20 protein-coding genes are annotated in these 15,710 nt (G+C 68.9%); 12 read left to right on the top strand and 8 right to left on the bottom strand.

Annotated elements, in window-relative coordinates; translation table 11 throughout:
• Nucleotides 1-87 precede the first annotated feature (87 nt).
• A complete protein-coding gene (locus tag ACXRVZ_RS22725) occupies nt 88-597 on the top strand; it encodes a DUF1993 domain-containing protein (protein ID WP_457419893.1) in 510 nt (169 codons plus the stop codon).
• A gap of 27 nt (nt 598-624) precedes the next feature.
• Here the strand turns inward: ACXRVZ_RS22725 and ACXRVZ_RS22730 are convergent, their stop codons facing one another.
• Both ACXRVZ_RS22730 and ACXRVZ_RS22735 read right to left on the bottom strand, forming a co-directional pair.
• The gene (locus tag ACXRVZ_RS22730; RefSeq protein ID WP_457419895.1) at nt 625-1,389 is read right to left on the bottom strand and encodes a SapC family protein; all 765 of its coding nucleotides are present in this window, start codon (nt 1,387-1,389) and stop codon (nt 625-627) included.
• 106 nt (nt 1,390-1,495) lie between these two features.
• Nucleotides 1,496-1,993 (bottom strand): hypothetical protein, encoded by a 498-nt coding sequence (locus ACXRVZ_RS22735; protein WP_457419897.1) that lies wholly within the window; start codon nt 1,991-1,993, stop codon nt 1,496-1,498.
• Nucleotides 1,994-2,225: 232 nt separating this feature from the next.
• Here ACXRVZ_RS22735 and ACXRVZ_RS22740 point away from each other — a divergent pair, with 232 nt between their 5' ends.
• From ACXRVZ_RS22740 to ku, 3 genes are read left to right on the top strand one after another with little or no spacing between them, the layout of a single operon-like run.
• Nucleotides 2,226-2,573, top strand: a complete 348-nt coding sequence (locus ACXRVZ_RS22740) for a PRC-barrel domain-containing protein (protein WP_457419899.1) — start codon at nt 2,226-2,228, stop codon at nt 2,571-2,573.
• Nucleotides 2,574-2,586: 13 nt separating this feature from the next.
• Entirely contained in the window at nt 2,587-2,763 is a 177-nt protein-coding gene (locus ACXRVZ_RS22745; protein ID WP_457419901.1) for a hypothetical protein, read from the top strand.
• A gap of 15 nt (nt 2,764-2,778) precedes the next feature.
• On the top strand, nt 2,779-3,657 hold the full coding sequence (ku, locus tag ACXRVZ_RS22750; RefSeq protein ID WP_457419903.1) for a non-homologous end joining protein Ku: 879 nt from the start codon (nt 2,779-2,781) through the stop codon (nt 3,655-3,657).
• A 3-nt stretch (nt 3,658-3,660) separates the two neighbouring features.
• Here the strand turns inward: ku and ACXRVZ_RS22755 are convergent, their stop codons facing one another.
• Entirely contained in the window at nt 3,661-4,662 is a 1,002-nt protein-coding gene (locus tag ACXRVZ_RS22755; RefSeq protein WP_457419905.1) for an NADP-dependent oxidoreductase, read from the bottom strand.
• On the bottom strand, nt 4,659-5,891 hold the full coding sequence (locus ACXRVZ_RS22760) for an MFS transporter (RefSeq protein WP_457419907.1): 1,233 nt from the start codon (nt 5,889-5,891) through the stop codon (nt 4,659-4,661). Before ACXRVZ_RS22760 ends, ACXRVZ_RS22755 begins: the two co-directional genes overlap by 4 nt.
• Nucleotides 5,892-5,962: 71 nt before the next feature.
• On the opposite strand from ACXRVZ_RS22760, the gene ACXRVZ_RS22765 reads away from it, so the two are divergent.
• From ACXRVZ_RS22765 to ACXRVZ_RS22775, 3 genes are all read left to right on the top strand, one after another.
• Nucleotides 5,963-6,934 (top strand): AraC family transcriptional regulator, encoded by a 972-nt coding sequence (locus ACXRVZ_RS22765; RefSeq protein WP_457419909.1) that lies wholly within the window; start codon nt 5,963-5,965, stop codon nt 6,932-6,934.
• Between the two features lie 145 nt (nt 6,935-7,079).
• Entirely contained in the window at nt 7,080-7,238 is a 159-nt protein-coding gene (locus ACXRVZ_RS22770) for a DUF3309 family protein (protein WP_457419911.1), read from the top strand.
• A gap of 140 nt (nt 7,239-7,378) precedes the next feature.
• A complete protein-coding gene (locus ACXRVZ_RS22775; RefSeq protein ID WP_457419913.1) occupies nt 7,379-7,936 on the top strand; it encodes a nuclear transport factor 2 family protein in 558 nt (185 codons plus the stop codon).
• Nucleotides 7,937-7,957: 21 nt separating this feature from the next.
• Here ACXRVZ_RS22775 and ACXRVZ_RS22780 read toward each other — a convergent pair whose 3' ends face one another.
• The 3 genes from ACXRVZ_RS22780 to ssb all read right to left on the bottom strand — a co-directional run bounded on the left by ACXRVZ_RS22780 (nt 7,958) and on the right by ssb (nt 10,278).
• On the bottom strand, nt 7,958-8,632 hold the full coding sequence (locus ACXRVZ_RS22780) for a Type 1 glutamine amidotransferase-like domain-containing protein (RefSeq protein WP_457419915.1): 675 nt from the start codon (nt 8,630-8,632) through the stop codon (nt 7,958-7,960).
• Nucleotides 8,633-8,850: 218 nt separating this feature from the next.
• Nucleotides 8,851-9,642 (bottom strand): hypothetical protein, encoded by a 792-nt coding sequence (locus ACXRVZ_RS22785; protein WP_457419917.1) that lies wholly within the window; start codon nt 9,640-9,642, stop codon nt 8,851-8,853.
• Nucleotides 9,643-9,720: 78 nt separating this feature from the next.
• On the bottom strand, nt 9,721-10,278 hold the full coding sequence (gene ssb, locus ACXRVZ_RS22790; RefSeq protein WP_457419919.1) for a single-stranded DNA-binding protein: 558 nt from the start codon (nt 10,276-10,278) through the stop codon (nt 9,721-9,723).
• 155 nt (nt 10,279-10,433) lie between these two features.
• Between ssb and ACXRVZ_RS22795 the strand changes: the two genes are divergently transcribed.
• From ACXRVZ_RS22795 to ACXRVZ_RS22815, 5 genes are all read left to right on the top strand, one after another.
• Nucleotides 10,434-11,525 (top strand): sensor histidine kinase, encoded by a 1,092-nt coding sequence (locus tag ACXRVZ_RS22795; protein WP_457419921.1) that lies wholly within the window; start codon nt 10,434-10,436, stop codon nt 11,523-11,525.
• Between the two features lie 4 nt (nt 11,526-11,529).
• Complete coding sequence (locus ACXRVZ_RS22800) at nt 11,530-12,276, top strand: LytR/AlgR family response regulator transcription factor (protein WP_457419923.1); 747 nt, start codon at nt 11,530-11,532, stop codon at nt 12,274-12,276.
• Nucleotides 12,277-12,425: 149 nt separating this feature from the next.
• Complete coding sequence (locus ACXRVZ_RS22805) at nt 12,426-13,106, top strand: head GIN domain-containing protein (RefSeq protein ID WP_458232854.1); 681 nt, start codon at nt 12,426-12,428, stop codon at nt 13,104-13,106.
• 67 nt (nt 13,107-13,173) lie between these two features.
• Nucleotides 13,174-14,061, top strand: coding sequence for a hypothetical protein (locus ACXRVZ_RS22810; RefSeq protein ID WP_457419927.1), 888 nt, complete (start codon nt 13,174-13,176; stop codon nt 14,059-14,061).
• A gap of 20 nt (nt 14,062-14,081) precedes the next feature.
• Nucleotides 14,082-14,297: a SlyX family protein gene (locus ACXRVZ_RS22815; RefSeq protein ID WP_457419929.1), complete on the top strand. Its 216-nt coding sequence runs from the start codon at nt 14,082-14,084 to the stop codon at nt 14,295-14,297.
• A gap of 230 nt (nt 14,298-14,527) precedes the next feature.
• Here the strand turns inward: ACXRVZ_RS22815 and ACXRVZ_RS22820 are convergent, their stop codons facing one another.
• On the bottom strand, nt 14,528-15,262 hold the full coding sequence (locus ACXRVZ_RS22820; protein ID WP_457419931.1) for a tRNA-uridine aminocarboxypropyltransferase: 735 nt from the start codon (nt 15,260-15,262) through the stop codon (nt 14,528-14,530).
• Nucleotides 15,263-15,710 lie beyond the last annotated feature (448 nt).

Here is a 15,710-nt window from a genome sequence, read left to right on the forward strand (position 1 = left end):
CGTTGGCGCAGCAACTGGGCTTGCGACCCGGTGGAGGCGCCCACGAATGCCGTCGCCGCCCAGCTTCACTACTACCAAGAAACGACCATGACCAGTCCGATGTACACCTTCGCCGTTCCCGTCTTCAAGCAAATGCTGACGGCGCTTAAAGCCGAACTGGCGCTCACCAGTACGCACACCTCGGCCCACTCGATTGAGCCCGACGCCTTGCTGCAGGCGCGCCTGTATCCGGACATGTTTGCATTGGCCAAGCAGGTGCAGATCGCAGCCGACTTTGCGCGTGGAATATCGGCCCGCCTGGCGGGTGTCGAGCCCCCCACCCAGGAGGGACAGGAGAAGAGCTTTGCTGATCTTGACGTCCTGCTGGCCCAGACGGTGAGTTTTCTGGATGGCCTGAGCGCATCGCAGTTCGAAGGCAGCGAAAGCAAAGAGATCGTCTTGCGTCCCGGTACACCCAAGGAGAAGCGGCTGATCGGTCAAGCCTATCTGGCCAACTACGGCCTGCCGCAGTTCTTTTTTCATGTCACCACTGCTTATGCCATCCTGCGCCACAACGGGGTCGCCATCGGCAAGCGTGACTACATGGGCGTGTATTGACTGGCCCTGTCCCTTGGCCGCCCTGGCCTAGTGAGTGGCCGGCGCCGCGTCGCGCTCGGCGGTGTCCAGCGCGCGGCGCTCGTCCAGCCGCTGCGCCAAGCGCTGCACCTGCTGGATGGACAGCAGGTGGGCGTAGGCCCAGCCCAGCCAGCCCTTGGCGGCCAGGTCCGCCAGCGTGGACGCGTCCAGCGCGCGCAGCTTGGCCTCGTTGATGGTCTTGAAGCCGCGCAGCGCGCTCTTCTGGCCGTCCAGCGTGTATTCGATGGCGCCGTCCTGCAGTAGCTCCAGCGCGGCCAGCTGGTTGGCGAAGTCGCGGCTGGCGGCCATCTCGGTGCGGAAGCTCAGCAGGAAGCGCTTGATCTCCTCCAGCCAGGGCGTCTCCAGGCCCTCGGCGTCAAACAGGGCCTGGCCCTGCTCGGTGTTCAGCCCCGCGCAGGCGCGGTCCAGGCAGACGGTGAAGGTCGGGTCGCCCTCGGTCTCGGCCAGCACGAAGGGGTAGCGGCGGAAGAACGCCGGCAGATAGGCGCCACGCGCCCAGTTGCCGTCGGGTTGCACGAACAGGTTCTCGTGGTCGCGCAGGCCCACCAGCGCGGCGATGCTGTAGCCGTCTGCCACCTCGATGAAGACGCAGGGAAAGTCCAGCACGGCAAATGGCAGCTCGCTGGCGGCGATGAGTACCGAGTTGGTCTCGCGTGCGAAGGCGAAGGGCTGGGCCGGCGGCGCCAGCTTGAGCTGGCGGTGCTGTTCACGGTTCAGGGAGACGAGGTCTTCGTAGATCAGCAGGGTTTTCATGGCGGGCGGCGGCAGAAAGAGCGGAAGGGCGGAGAGGCCGATTCTGCTCAAACCTGCGGCCGCCGCACGCGGGTGGCTTCCCCTGTTCTGGGGACCGCCGCCGCCGTCACCAGGTGGCCGCGTAGGTCAGCATCACGCGCCGGGCTTGCGGGCGCAGCATCAGCTTGCTCTGCGCGCCGAGCTTGTACGACAGCGCACCGCGCAGGCCGGCCACGCCGTCGCTCTTGGGGCGGTCGAAGTTCATGCGCGAGGCCCAGCCCGTGTCACGCTGCCAGACCGGCGCCTCCACGCCGCCGCTCAGTCGGGTCGTCAGGTCGTAGCTCACGCCCGCCCACACCGCTTCGCGCACAGCGGCCTGGGGCCCGAGCTGCACGGGGGAGCGCACCTGCTGCTCCAGGCCGAGCTGATAGCGCCAGCGCGAGCGCTCTCGCTGCTTGGCCAGCCACTGCGGGTCGCGCCAGTTCAGTTCCGGGTCGGCGGCGGCCGTGGCCTGGCCCTGGCCGGCCAGCGCGGTGCTGCCGTTGGTGGCGACGTTCTGTGCCTGGGCGTGGGCCGGGCCGACCATGCACAGGCAGAGCAGCGGGGCGAGCAGGCGGGACGTCATGGCGGTCTCAGGGCGATGAGGTTGGGTGAATCCATCATGACCAGGGCGCGCCGCCTGCGTTGTCGGCCTCGTTCGGCGCTGCGTATCGGACAAACGGAGGCCGTGCTGACGGCCTGCGGAGGCGGTTGTCCGGCAGGGGTCGGCCGGCACCTACAGCCGGACTGCCCGCAGGCTGATCGTCCCGTGTCGCCGTGCGGCCGATAGTGGTGGCAACGCTTCACGAGGAACCCCCATGAGCCTGCACCCCACCATCTCCTCCTCCAAGGTCGAGGGCACTGCCGTCTACAACCTGGCCGGTGAAAAGCTCGGCAGCATCGACGACCTCACCATCGATAAGCGCAGCGGCCTGGTACGCCACGCCGCGCTCGAATTCGGCGGCTTCCTAGGCCTGGGCAGCGACCGCTTCCCGCTGCCCTGGAGCATGCTGACCTATGACGTCGAGAAGGACGGTTATGTGGTCAACCTCGACATGGACCAGATCAAGACCGGCCCGCGCTACGCCAAGGACGAGTCGCCCGCCTGGAGCGACGAGTACGGCCGCGGCATCTACGACCACTACGGTGCCCCCTGGGGTATCTGACGCGAGAGCCGCCATGAAGCCACGCCTCGTCCAGCTGATGACCGGCGCGCTTGTCGCCATGGCCGCGCTCACCGCCTGCCGCAAGGAGGTGCCCACGCCGCTGCCTTCGCCCGACCAGGCGCCCAAGCCGACCGTGCAGACGAGCTACTTTGCGTCGTCGAGTACGGCCGTGGCCTGGCTGCGCAGCTGAAGTGATGGCTGAGTGATGGCTGAGCATCAAGGCGGCGGCCCGCGCGCCATCTGGAAGGGCGCCATCTCCTTTGGCCTCGTGCACGTGCCCGTGGCCCTGCACTCGGCCACGCAGGAGCAGGAGGTCGATTTCGACTGGCTGGACAAGCGCAGCATGGACCCGGTGGGCTACAAGCGCATCAACAAGCGCACCGGCAAGGAGATCGCCAAGGAGCACATCGTCAAGGGCGTCAAGCTCGAAGGCGATGACTACGTCGTGCTGTCCGACGACGAGATCAAGGACGCCTACCCCAAGCGCACGCAGACCATCCAGATCGAGGCCTTCGTGAAGGCGACGGACGTGTCCTTCGTCTACATCGAGAAGCCCTACTACCTGTCGCCCGACGCCCGGGCGCAGCGCGTCTACGCCCTGCTGCGCGAGGCGCTGGAGGCGGCCGGCGTCATCGGCATCGCCCGTTTCGTGCTGCACAACAAGGAGCACCTGGCCGCCCTCATCCCCGCCGGCCCGGCGCTGATGCTGGGCACGCTGCGCTGGGCTGAGGAGATCCGCTCGCCGGAGGCGCTGGACCTGCCCAAGGCGGGCGAGGCCGGCCTCAAGCCCGCCGAGCTGAAGATGGCCCGCCAGCTCATCGCCGAGATGACGGCCGCCTGGAAGCCCGAGCAGTTCAAGGACGACTTCACGACCGCCATCCACGCGCTGGTGGCCGCCAAGGCCAAGGCCGGCAAGAAGGCCACCGTCAAGCCCTTCGAGGACGCGCCCGACACGGGCAGCAGCAACGTCGTCGACCTGACGGAGCTGCTGCGCCAGAGCCTGGGCGGCAAGGCGGGCAAGGCCAGCAAACCAAGCAAGGCCAAGCCAGCGGCCAAGACCGCTCGAAGCAAGAGGGCCGCCTGAGCGTCAGCGCGGCGCCACGCGCACCACCGTCTTGCCGAAGTTGCCGCCCTGAAGCAGCCGGGCCAGCGCCGCCGGCGCCTGCTCCAGCCCGTCGACGATGTCCTCGCGCAGCCTGATGCGGCCTTCGGCGAGCCAGGCGGTCATCTCGCGGCGAAAGGCGTCGAAGCGCGGGCCGAAGTGGTCCAGGATGATGAAGCCCTGCACGCGGATGCGCTTGGCCAGCAGCGTGGCCAAGTCCGGGCCGCGGGCGGGCGCGGCGCCGTTGTAGTGGGCGATGAAGCCGCAGACCGGCACGCGGGCGTGCAGGTTGAGCAGCGGCAGCACGGCGGTGAACACCTCGCCGCCGACGTTCTCGAAGTACACGTCGATGCCCTGCGGGCAGGCCGCCGCCAGCCGCGCGGCGAGGTCGGGCGCGTGGCGGTCCAGGCAGGCGTCGAAACCGAGCACGTCGACGGCGTGGCGGCACTTCTCTTCACCGCCGGCAATGCCGACGACGCGTGCGCCCTTGAGCTTGGCGAGCTGGCCGACCACGGCGCCGACCGCGCCCGTCGCGGCGGCCACCACCACTGTTTCGCCCGGCTGGGGCTGGCCGATGTCCAGCAGGCCGACATAGGCCGTGAAGCCCGGCATGCCCAGGCCGCCCAGCGCCAGCGACGGCTGCGTCACGTCGCCCAGGGCTAGCAGGTCGCTGCCGTCGGAGAGGGCGTAGTCCTGCCATCCAGCGTTGGCCAGCACCAGTTCACCCTCGCGGAAGCCCGCGTGGCGCGAGGCCACGACTCGGCTCACCGTGCCGCCGACGATGACGCCGCCCAGCGGCACCGGTGGCGCATAACCCGGCCCGACCGGCGTCATCAGGTTGCGTTGGTAGGGGTCGACGGAGAGGTAAAGCGTACGCAGCAGCACCTGGCCGTCCGTCGGCTCGGGCACGGGCTGGGTGTCGAGGTGGAAATGCTCCGGCCCCGGCAGGCCCTGCGGATGGGCAGCGAGAGTGAGGCGGCGGTTCATGCCGCCACCTTCGCGACCGTCCGGGGGCCATGGCGCAGCGTGAGCAGCGTGCCGAGCGTCAGTGCGACGACCGCGAAAGCCGGGCCGCCGAGCGCGCCGATGCGGTCCACCAGCAGGCCGCCGCCGATGGCGCCGCTGGCTATTGCCACCTGGAAGCCCGCCACCAGCAGCCCGCCCGCGCCCTCGGCCTGGTCGGGCGCGGCGCGCACGATCCAGGTCTGGAAGCCCACCGGGAAGGCGCCAAAGGCAAAGCCCCACAGCGTGACCGCCACGGCCGTGACGACGGGCGAGCTGCCCGCCACCAGCAGCACGGCCGCCAGCGCGGCGATCAGCACGCCGCCGGCGACGATGGCTGCGCGCTCGCTGCGCCCGGCCAGCCAGCCGCCCGCGAAGTTGCCCAGGAAGCCGCCGATGCCATAGCCCAGCAGCACGCCCGAGATGGCGCCCACGGACAGGTGCGTGACCTGCTCCATCAGCGGCCGGATGTAGGTGAAGCCGGCGAAGTGGCCGGAGATGACCAGCAGCACCGCCAGCAGCGCCACGCGCACCGGCGGGCGGCGCAGCAGCTCGGCCAGCACGCGCAGGTCGGGCTTGTCGCGCGGCGGCAGCGCGGGCAGCGTCAGCGCCTGCACGGCCAGTGTGACGACGCTCACCGCGCCGGCCGCGATGAAGGCACTGCGCCAGCCCCACACATCGCCCATCCACGCGCCCACGGGTGCGGCGCAGACGGTGGCGATGGACACGCCGGCCAGGATGACGGACATCGCCCGCGCGAACTGGCCTTCGGGCACCAGGCGCATGGCCAGCGCGGCGGACATTGACCAGAAGCCACCCAGCGCCACGCCCAGCATCACCCGTGCCACCAGCAGCACGGCCAGATTGCTGGCCGTGGCGGCCAGCGCGTTGGACAGCAGCAGCAATACCGTGAAGGCCAGCATGACGCGCTTGCGGTCGAGCTTGCGCGTCAGCAGCGGCAGCGAGGGTGCGGCGATGGCGCCGACGAGTGCCGTCGCCGTGACGGCCTGGCCTGCCGCGCCGTCGCTGATGCCCAGGTCGGTGGCCATGGCGGTGAGCAGGCTGGCCGGCAGGAACTCGGCCATGACCAGGCCGAACACGCCCATGGTCAGCGAGGCGATGGCGGGCCAGTTGGCAGCTGATTCGGCTGTGGCCGGCTTGGGTGGCAGGCCGGCAACGGCCGGGCAGGTGGAGCAGGACGAGGAGGACAACACAAACCCCTTCAGGGAAACGGAAGGAGATGCTAGGTCTAGCATTCCGGCGTTTGAATGCCGAAAGAGCCCAAATGCTTGACCAATCCTCCAGCATCACATCGTTGCCCGGCGGGCCCGATTCGCTGACGCAGATCCTGCTCGGCCTGCGGCTGGACGGCGTCGAGTACGGCCGCTGCATCATGCGTGCGCCCTGGGCCGTGGCCTTCCCGGCGCAGCGCGCGGCGCGCTTTCACTTCGTCGGCAGTGGCGGCTGCTGGCTGCGCACCGCCGGCACGGACTGGGTGCGCCTCAACCCCGGCGACGCCGTGCTGCTGCCCCACGGCAGCTTCCACGTGCTGGCCAGCGCGCCGGACGTGCCGACGGTGGACATCGACTCCCTGTCGCGCGTGCCGGTCTCGGACAACATCTACCTCGTCGGCGGGCCTCCCGGCGCTGACAGCACAGAAGGCCCGCCCAAGGACGTGCTGTTCTGCGGCGCGCTGCGCTTCAACCTCGACCCGCTGCACCCCCTCATCGCCATGATGCCGCCGCTGATGCTGACCGGCGACCTGGCCACCAAGGACGCCACCGTGCCCGCGCTGCTGGACGCCATGGAGCGCGAGGTGGCGCTGGACCGCATTGGCGCCTGCGGCATCCTGGCGCGGCTGGCGGACGCGCTGGCCGCCAGCCTCATCCGCGCCTGGGTCGAGTGCGGCTGCAACGACTCGACGGGCTGGGTGGCCGCCGTGCGCTGCCCGAAGATCGGCAAGGTCATCGCCGCCATCCACGCCGAGCCCGAGGGCGACTGGAGCGTGCCGCGCCTGGCCGGGCTGATGGGCGCGTCCCGCTCCCGCTTTGCCGACGCCTTCACGCGCACCATGGGCGAGAGCCCGGCCAAGTACGTCGCCAAGGTCAAGATGTTCCAGGCCCGCCGCTGGATCGCGCAGGATGGCATGCGCGTGGCCACGGCGGCCGACCGGCTGGGCTATGAGTCGGAGGCCTCGTTCAGCCGGGCGTTCAAGCGCGTCATCGGGCATGCGCCGAGTGCGGCGCGGGGCGGGTGACGGCAGAGGTCTGGCCGGCCGGTTCTCCTCAGCCTACGGGTGGTTCGCGCTGCGCTCCTACACCTGCGCGCTCTTCGGCAGCTGACATTCGAGCCATGGTCACCACGCGCATGCGTGGCCCTTCAACTGCCAACAGGAGACCACCATGAGTCTTGGCGCCATTCTTCTTATCGTTGTGATTCTTATGCTCCTCGGCGCGCTCCCGGCTTGGCCGCACAGCCGTAGCTGGGGCTACGGCCCGACCGGCGGTCTCGGCCTGGTGCTGCTGATCATCGTGGTGCTGTTGCTGATGGGGCGGTTGTAGGCCACCGCTGCGGCTCGCGCCGCTGAAGCAGCCGCTGGCCGCTTTGGCGAGCCCGCAGGAGCGGCCTGTCTGGCAAATATCCAGCTCGTCCGTTGCTGCGCGCGGTCTGTCGCGTAGCGCACGCTGACCAGAAGGGCTCCTTGCAAACTGCCGAAAGTGCAGCCTTGCAAGGAGCCCTTGTGCGCAATATCTCGATGCAGCCACACGCTGCCGGTTTTCATGGCCGTTCACGCCAGTTGTTGGCCGTGCTCTTCTCCGCCACCTTGGCTCTGCCCTGCCTTGCGCAGGACACGGCCCGTTCGGGGCCGCTGTACGACGAACTCGCAGGCATGGACGCCGCGGTGTTCGAAGCGGCCTTCCTCACTTGCGACGCCGGCAAGTTCAGAGCGATCTTCACCGAGGACGCCGAGTTCTATCACGACAAGGCCGGCGCGAGTTTTGGCGAGGCGGTGAAGGTCCTGAAGTCCTGCCCCCGCGACAACGGCGTCACGCGCACGCTGGTCCCGGGGAGCCTGGAGGTCTATCCGATGCAAGGCTATGGCGCCGTGCAGATGGGCCGTCATGTCTTTGCCCGCAAGGGCGAACCCGGCTCGGAGGAGGCTAAGTTCGTGCACCTGTGGAAGCGCGAAGCCGCGGGCTGGCGGCTGGCCCGGGTGCTCAGTTTTGACCATCGGCCGTCGGTGGCTAAGGCGCCTTAGCCCGTGCCGCGGGGTTCGCGGTCAACCGCCGAAGAACTTCCACTGCCCTTCTGAGACGACCTCGGCGCGACCGTCCACCACCTTGATGGCGGTCTGGTCGTCGATGGCGTAAGACGGGCAGCCGATGCGGGCCGCCCATGTCTCCGCGCACGCCATCGTGTTCCCGTCGAAGCCCGGGTGCTCCAGGTGAGGAAAGATCGCGAACTCGACCATCCCGAGCGCCACGTCTTCGCCGGTGATGGGCGGCTTCATCTCGATGAAGTCCTCGCCCACCCGCGGCGCCATGACCATGCTCCCGGCGCTGAGGCCCACCCAGGTGATGTCAGGCAGCGAGGGCAGCAGGTCCGCCAGGCCGGACTGGCGCATCCAATGGGCCAGATACAGCGCGTCGCCGCCGTTCACCAGCAGCACGTCGGCCTGCCGGACCCAGGGCTCCCAGCGCGCCCTGCCGACGCTGGGCAGCGCGGTGAGTTCCAGTACACCCAGGGACTTCCAGCCCAGCTCGGCCATCGGCGTGCGCGGTTCCTGGCCGGCAATGAAATTCCATGACTTGTCCGGCGTCATGAACGGATGCCCGTAGCCGGCCGTGGGGATGCACAGCGCGTGGCAATCGGCGATCGGCTTGCCCAGCAGTTCAAGCAGCGCGCCGTGGATGCTCGGGTTCTTGATTCCGGCGGACGTGAGCAGGAGTTTCATGCGTGCCTCTGCGAATCCTGGCCGACGGGCCAGTCAGAGGAACGACGCTCCGGCGTGCCGGGAATCGACAGGGCTTTGCAAATTCTCTTTTGCGGGGGACAGCTTTCCAGGCCCGCCGCCGGGAGCATGAAAAGTCCCCTTCGGCAGCGCGACACCGGTGGGAGTTGCCGCATGGCCCTCGTGCCAAGGGCAACCGCTTGGCCGGTGTGCGCGGCGCTTCAGCCCTTGCCTGCCTTGAGCGGCAGCAACTTGATCTTGCTGCCTTCGACGGCCCATACAGCGCCATCAGGCGGCGTTACGACGTACATGGCCTTCTTGGCCCACAGGCTCCAGAACACATGGGCTTCCGTGGGCGTGGCATCAAGTAGGTGGGTGATCGTCAGAGCTACCGCGTTGGCAGGCGCCTGCAAGGTGATGCAGCTCTTGGTGAATCCGCGTTGCGAGACGATCGCGGCATCCTTGACCTCGATGCGGTAGGTGCCCCCGATGGGCACGACGTCGCTCTGGTTAGTGCTGGGAATCAAATACACCACCCAGCCAGACGCCGACGTGGCGGAAGGGAGTACGACTGAGTTGTAGCGCTGAGCGCAGCGTTGGAAATTGGACGCGACGGCCACGGCCCTCGCCGTCGATGCGCCGGCTTCGTAGGGAGTGAGCGGCGCGGGGGACTCCAGGGCTGTCACGTCGCCGGCGACCCCGTCCTTCGACACGGCCACCCGGTAAAGGGCTGCGGGCGTCTGGTCGATGAAGGTTACGCCGATGCCGCCGTCGCGCTCCTCGGTGATCCAACCGCGGACCCGTGCATCCTGTGTCAGGTGGCGCTGCTTGATGGCCGCATCGGTGGCCACGGATGCGGCGTGGTCGTGCCGGTAGATGGCAAGGCCGGTGGCCTCGGCCGAGCGCAGCGCTTCGGCTTGCTCAGCGGTTGGCAACTGCTTCGGGAGAGAGTCGTCGGCAGAAGCGGTAAGGCAGCCAAGCGTCAAGGCGACGCAGAGGATGTGACGGTGCATGGAAGGCCCTGAGCATCTGAGGCACAAAAAAGGCCCGTGACGCAACGCCACGAGCCTTCGCATTCAGTAGGACACCGGTCAGAACGGGATGTCGTCGTCCATGTCGTCAAACCCCGTCGACGCCTTGGGCGCCGGGGCCGGAGCCCGCTGGGGCGCCGGGCGCTGGGCCGCTGCCGGGGGGCGGGCCGCAGCGGCACGCGGAGCGCCACCGCCGTATTCGTCGCCACCACCGCCACCAGCACCGCCGCCACGGCTGTAGCCGGCGCCGCCACCACCGCCTTCGTCGCCGCCGCCCTGGCCGTCACGGCCGCCGAGCAGCTGCATCTCCTGGGCAATGATTTCGGTCGTGTAGGTGTCGCGGCCCTCCTTGTCCTGCCACTTGCGGGTCTTCAGGCGGCCCTCGACGTAGAGCGGGCGGCCCTTCTTGACGTACTCGCCGACGATCTCGGCCAGGCGGTCGTTGAAGACGACGCGGTGCCATTCGGTCTCTTCCTGGCGCTCGCCGCTTTCGCGGTTCTTCCAGTTGCGGGTGGTGGCCAGGCTGAGGGTGACCCAGGCGCCGCCGCTGGGGTTGTAGCGAACCTCGGGGTCTTTGCCGACGTTGCCGATGATGATGACTTTGTTGACGCTGGCCATGACGCTCGTCCGAATTCGATGGGAGGGGGCGAATTATGACGGCGGGGCTCGTCTGGAACACCCGCAACACCCCGGAGACCGCATCCCGCACCCCGGGGCCCGCACTTCGTCTCCCCGCCCCCCGGCCGGCCTCAGGCCCTCCCTAAGATGAAGCCATGAACAGCCTGGCCCCACGTCACAGCAACCGCCGCCTCTGGCTCGCGTATGCCGGCGGCTGCGCGCTGGCCTGGTGCCTGTTCGTGCTGGCCGGCAGCGAGTTCGACCGGGGGCTGGACCCGTTCTGGCTGGCCGTCTACCAGGCCACCACCATGCTGTGGGCGCCCGTGCTGCTGGGCATTGCCATCTGGCCGGTGGCACGCCGCCTGCACGCGAGCGACGCCGGCCAGTCCGCCACGGCCATGGCCCACATACTGGCAGCGGTGGTGTTCTCGGCCTGCTGGCAGGCGGGCGAGTTCGCCGTCAACGCGGCCTTGTTCGGGGCAGACCATGCCGGCGCCGTGCTCGTGGCCGGCCTGCTGTGGCATTCGGTGTGGGGCCTGGTCGTCTACGCGGCCATTGCCACGGCCTTCACGGCGGTGTTGCAGTCGCGGGCGGCGCGCGGCGCCGCGGTGGCGGCGGCGCAGGCCGAGAGCGCGCTGGCTCGCGCCGAGCTGTCGGCCATCAGCGGCAAGCTGAACCCGCATTTCCTGTTCAACACGCTGAACTCGCTGATCGCGCTGACCCGCAAGGACCCGGCCGCCGCCGAGGCCGCGCTGCTGAAGTTCGCGTCCATGCTGCGCTATGTGCTGGACAGCAAGCGCGGCGCCGAGGACCGCGTCATGCTGTCCGACGAGATCGACTTTCTGCGCGACTACCTGGCGCTGGAGGCCCTGCGCCTGGGTACCCGCCTGCGCGTGGACTGGCAATTGGAAGAGCGCGTGCTGGCCGACGAACTGCCGCCGCTGACCCTGCAGCCGCTGGTGGAGAACTCCATCCTGCACGCCGTGGCGCCTCGCAAGGCCGGCGGCTGCGTGACCATCACGGCCCGCCGCAATGCCCTCAACCAGGGCCTGGACCTGGCTGTGGCCGACGACGGCCCTGGCTGCGAGCCCGAGGCGCTGGAGCCCAAGCCCGGCCAGCGCCGCGGCGTGGGCCTGGCCGCGCTGAAGAAGCGCTTCGCGCTCGACTACGACGGCCGCGCCCGCCTGCGCATCCACACCGCCCCCGGCGCCGGCTTCCGCGTCGATCTGTTCATTCCACAGACATGACCCCATGAGCACCCTCACCACCGTTCTCATCGCCGAAGACGAACACCTCGCTGCCGAGGCCCTGGCCGACTGGGTCAAGGCCACGCCGGGCCTGCAGCTGCTGGCCGTGTGCAGCGACGGCGACGAGGCGCTGGCGCAGATCCGCGCCCTCAAGCCCGCCCTGGTGCTGACCGACATCCAGATGCCCGGCCTGACCGGCCTGCAGGTGGTGCGCGAGATCCAGCACGACGCCCACCAGCCGCGCATCATCTTCACCACCGCCTATGACGAGCACGCGCTGACGGCCTTCGAGCTGCACGCGGTGGACTACCTGCTCAAGCCCTTCTCGCGCGAGCGCTTCGACGAGGCCGTGGCCCATGTGCTGCGCGACGCGGCGCCCACCACCGCCGAGGTCGCCCAGGCCCTGGGCACGCCGGCCGACGCGCCGCTGACTCGCCTGCTGGTGCGCGACCAGGGCAAGATCTTCCCGCTGCTGGTGGGCGACATCGAGAGCCTGCGCTCCGACAACAAATACACCGCCATCACCAGCAAGGGCCGCAGCTTTCTCGTGCGCCTGCCCATCGCCAGCTTCGAGACGCGGCTGGACCCGACGCGCTTCCTGCGCGTGCAGCGTGGCTGCATCGTCAACCTGGACTTCGTCGACAGCATGACGCCCGACGAGAACTCCCAGCTCGTCGTGCAGCTGCGCGACGGCAGCCGCATCACGGCCAACCGCGAGGTGTCCAAGATGCTGAGGGAGCAGTCGCTGTGAGGAGACGCCTGCTGCCCTGCCTGCTGCTGCTGGTGGCGGGCCTGGCCGGCGCGCAGACGGCGCCTTCAGCACCACCTGCTCCCCCGGCTGAGCCTGCGCGGCTGCCGCGACCCAACCCTCAACCGCATCCGCATCCTGAACCGCGCCCCATGGCACGGCCTATGCCGCCCATGCCGCCGGTTGGGCCTGGCAAGGTCTACGCGCCCGGCGAGTTCGACCGTCTGGAGCTGGGCGGCGCGGCGCGCGTCATCCTTGTGCAGGGGGAGCGTGACCAGGCCTTCATCGTTGGCGACGCCGAGGTGCAGCAGGGCGTCGAGGTCGAGCTGGCCGACCGCCAGCTCGTCATCCGCCCGACCGGCGGCTGGAAGTTCTGGCACAGCGGCAAGCTGTTCGTGCAGGTCGAGATGCGCCAGCTGCGCCAGCTCTCCGTCTCCGGCGCCAGCGACGTTCACGCGCCCGGGCCGTTGCAGTGCGAGCAACTCAAGCTCACCATCAGCGGCGCCGGCATCGTGCGGCTGGACCAGCTGCAGGCCCGCCAGCTCACCTTTGGCATCAGCGGCGCCGGCGAGGGCCAGTTCGGCGGCCGCGTGGACGAGCTGGCCCTGCAGATCTCCGGCAAGGGCAAGGTCATCGCCGACCGCCTGCAGGCGCAACGGGCGCGCGTCAACGTCAGCGGCATCGGCAACGTGCTGGTGTGGGTGACCGACGACCTGACCGCCCACATCTCCGGCGTGGGCTCGGTCGACTACTTCGGCAACCCCAGCGTGCAGCGGTCGGTGTCGGGCATGGGATCGATCTCGGCCAAGGGTGAGAAGCGCCAGGAACGGTAGTCAGGGTTGGGGTTGCGCTTGCTGCCGGTCCGCACTCCACTCGCGTCTCTCACCGGAGACTGCCGCCATGTCGCACCCCGTCAAGCTCATCAGCCCCTACGACCTCGGCGGGGACACGCCCTTCCCGCTGGACCTCTACGGCCAGTGCTTTCTGGCGCAGGGCGACTCGTGGTTCTCGCTGGGGGCCATCCCGCCTTTCCTGACCACCAACGTGCTCGAAGAACTGCGCCTGGTGCGCGGCGCCGTTGCGGTGAACTGTGCGGCGCCGGGGGCGGTGCTCAAGCGCATGGTGGACAACGTACGCGCGCCCAACTTTGCCAACCAGCTGAGCGGCAATGTCGCGACACGCTGGAGCGCCGTGCTCGTCTCCGGCGGCGGCAACGACCTCATCGAAGCCATCGGCTCGCCGCCAACCGCGCCGCGTGCCCAGCGCCTGCTGCTGACGCCCGCCGAGCGCGGCGTGGGTGGCGACGCCGCCAGCTACCTCAGCGCGGAAGGCTGGCAGACCTTCAGCGTCTACCTGGGCGCTGTCTTCGCCGGGCTGCTGGACCTGCGCGACCGCGGCATCAACAAGCAGACGCCGCTGCTGCTGCACAACTACGCGCTGCTGCGCCCGCGCCCCGCGCAGGCCGGTGCGGGCTTCGGGCCGTGGCTGCAGCCGGCGATGGTGGCCTTCCAGGTGCCCGCGACCGCGTGGCTGGCCATTGGCGAGCTGCTGATGAAGCGACTGGGCCAGCTGCTGCTGGACCTGGCGGCGCAGCGCAGCGTCAGCCATCCCGGCGCCGGGTCCATCCAGGTCATCGACAGCCAGGCCGCCAACCTCGTACTGGCGGACGAAGGCAGCGCGGGCAAGTCGGGCGACTGGGCCAACGAGATCCACCCCACCCGCGACGGCTATGCCAAGGTGGCGGCGAAGTGGGCCGAGGCGCTGGACGCGCTGCCGGACGACGCCTGAGGTTCTGGCCCAATACAGGCATGGACGACCTGCATACCCTGGAACAACGCCTCACCGACCTCGAGATCAAGGCCAGCTTTGCCGAGGACACCGTCGAGCAGCTCAATGCGGTTGTCGTGCGCCAGCAGGCCCAGATCGACCGGCTGGTCCGCGAGCTGGTGGAGCTGCGCAACCGCGCCACCGCCGAGCCGGGCGCGCAGGTCAACCTGCGGGACGAGCTACCGCCGCACTATTAAACCTAGATCCGGCAGTTGACCGCTCGCTACTCATCGAAAGGCTTGACGCATCAACGCCTTGCTCAGTGCTCGTCGTTCACCACTTCGGTGAGCAGCGCTGCACGCCCCGTGGTCTGGCGCTTCGGGCCGCTGGCGGCGTTGCTTCTCCTTGTGGGCAAGAGCCCACTGCGTCGTCGCTCCTTGCCAGCGACCCGCCTCGCCAGCCCCTCAGGCGCGCCCAACTGCCGGATCTAGGTTCTGGCCTCGCGCAGGCGCTGATGCGCCGCGCCTTCCCAGGCGATCGGCAACTGGTTCTTCGCCTGGAGGTAGTGATGCGTGAAGACACCCAGGTAAGCGTCGAGCGTCTTGCCGGCGGCGGCGTCGCCGGCGAGATCCAGGCACTGTGCGGCCACCTCGCTGGTGCAGAAATGATCGCCGCAACGCGAGCGGCGCAGCCGGTATTGCGAAGTCTCCGCGGGCCCCAGGCTGAGCACCGGCATGTGGTTCAGGTAGGGGCTGCGGCTGAACATCTTGCGCGCCTCGGACCAGGTGCCGTCCAGCAGGATGAAGAGTGGCCGCTTGGGCGTGCCGCTCTCGTCTGCGGTGCGCGGCTTGACGGCATGCACGACACGTTCCGGCGCGGCGTACTGGCCTGGGAAGACGACGTAGGGATCCCAGCTCGGATCGCTCAGCAAGGCGATGAGCGCGGGATCGGGCTGGGTGCGCGACCAGCCGAAGGCGAAGGTGTCCGGGACCGTGTCCGCGATCAACCAGCCGGTGTTGGTCGGCTTCAGCGGCTCGATGTCTGCCATCAGCAGGCACACCGCGGCGCGCGTGTTCACCCAGGGGCGCAAGGCGCACATGCAGTGCGTCGGCACCAGCCGGCAGCCCTCGCAGCGCTCGCGCTTGAAGCCACCGCGAGCCATGAACGGCTTGGTGGCGCTCGCCAGACGCGCGGCGCGGAGAACGGAGACGGCATGGGGCATGCACAGATTGTCGGAGCAGCTGAGCGGTGCTTGGACTGACCGGAATTCCCACCGTTGCGCCGGGTTCGAGCGGCTGGCAGAGTCGCGCCATGGACGCCGCTTTCCGCATGAATTTAATGGCACCAATTTCCCGCGGGCCAGGTGGATTTCTCTTTGCACTTAAGGCCTTGCCTTGCATCGCTGTGACTTGGTTAAGCAGCAGTGGCGGAGCTATGTAGCAAGGCGTGCTGAATAAACTATTAGTAGACCTTCCAGGGGAGAATAGATGTGCCGGGAATAGAACACGAGACAATATTGCAATTCCAGCAGCGCGTGGCCCGCTTTGCGCCAGAGTACGTCGCCGACTGGGAAGCATGGATTCAGACACCTACTGCCGGTCGTCCGCGACAACTCGGTGAGATCTTGCGTAGGTGGCAAGCGTGCCGTCCGAATCCTATGAGACGTACTC

The sequence above is a fragment of the Roseateles sp. P5_E8 genome (assembly GCF_054177665.1).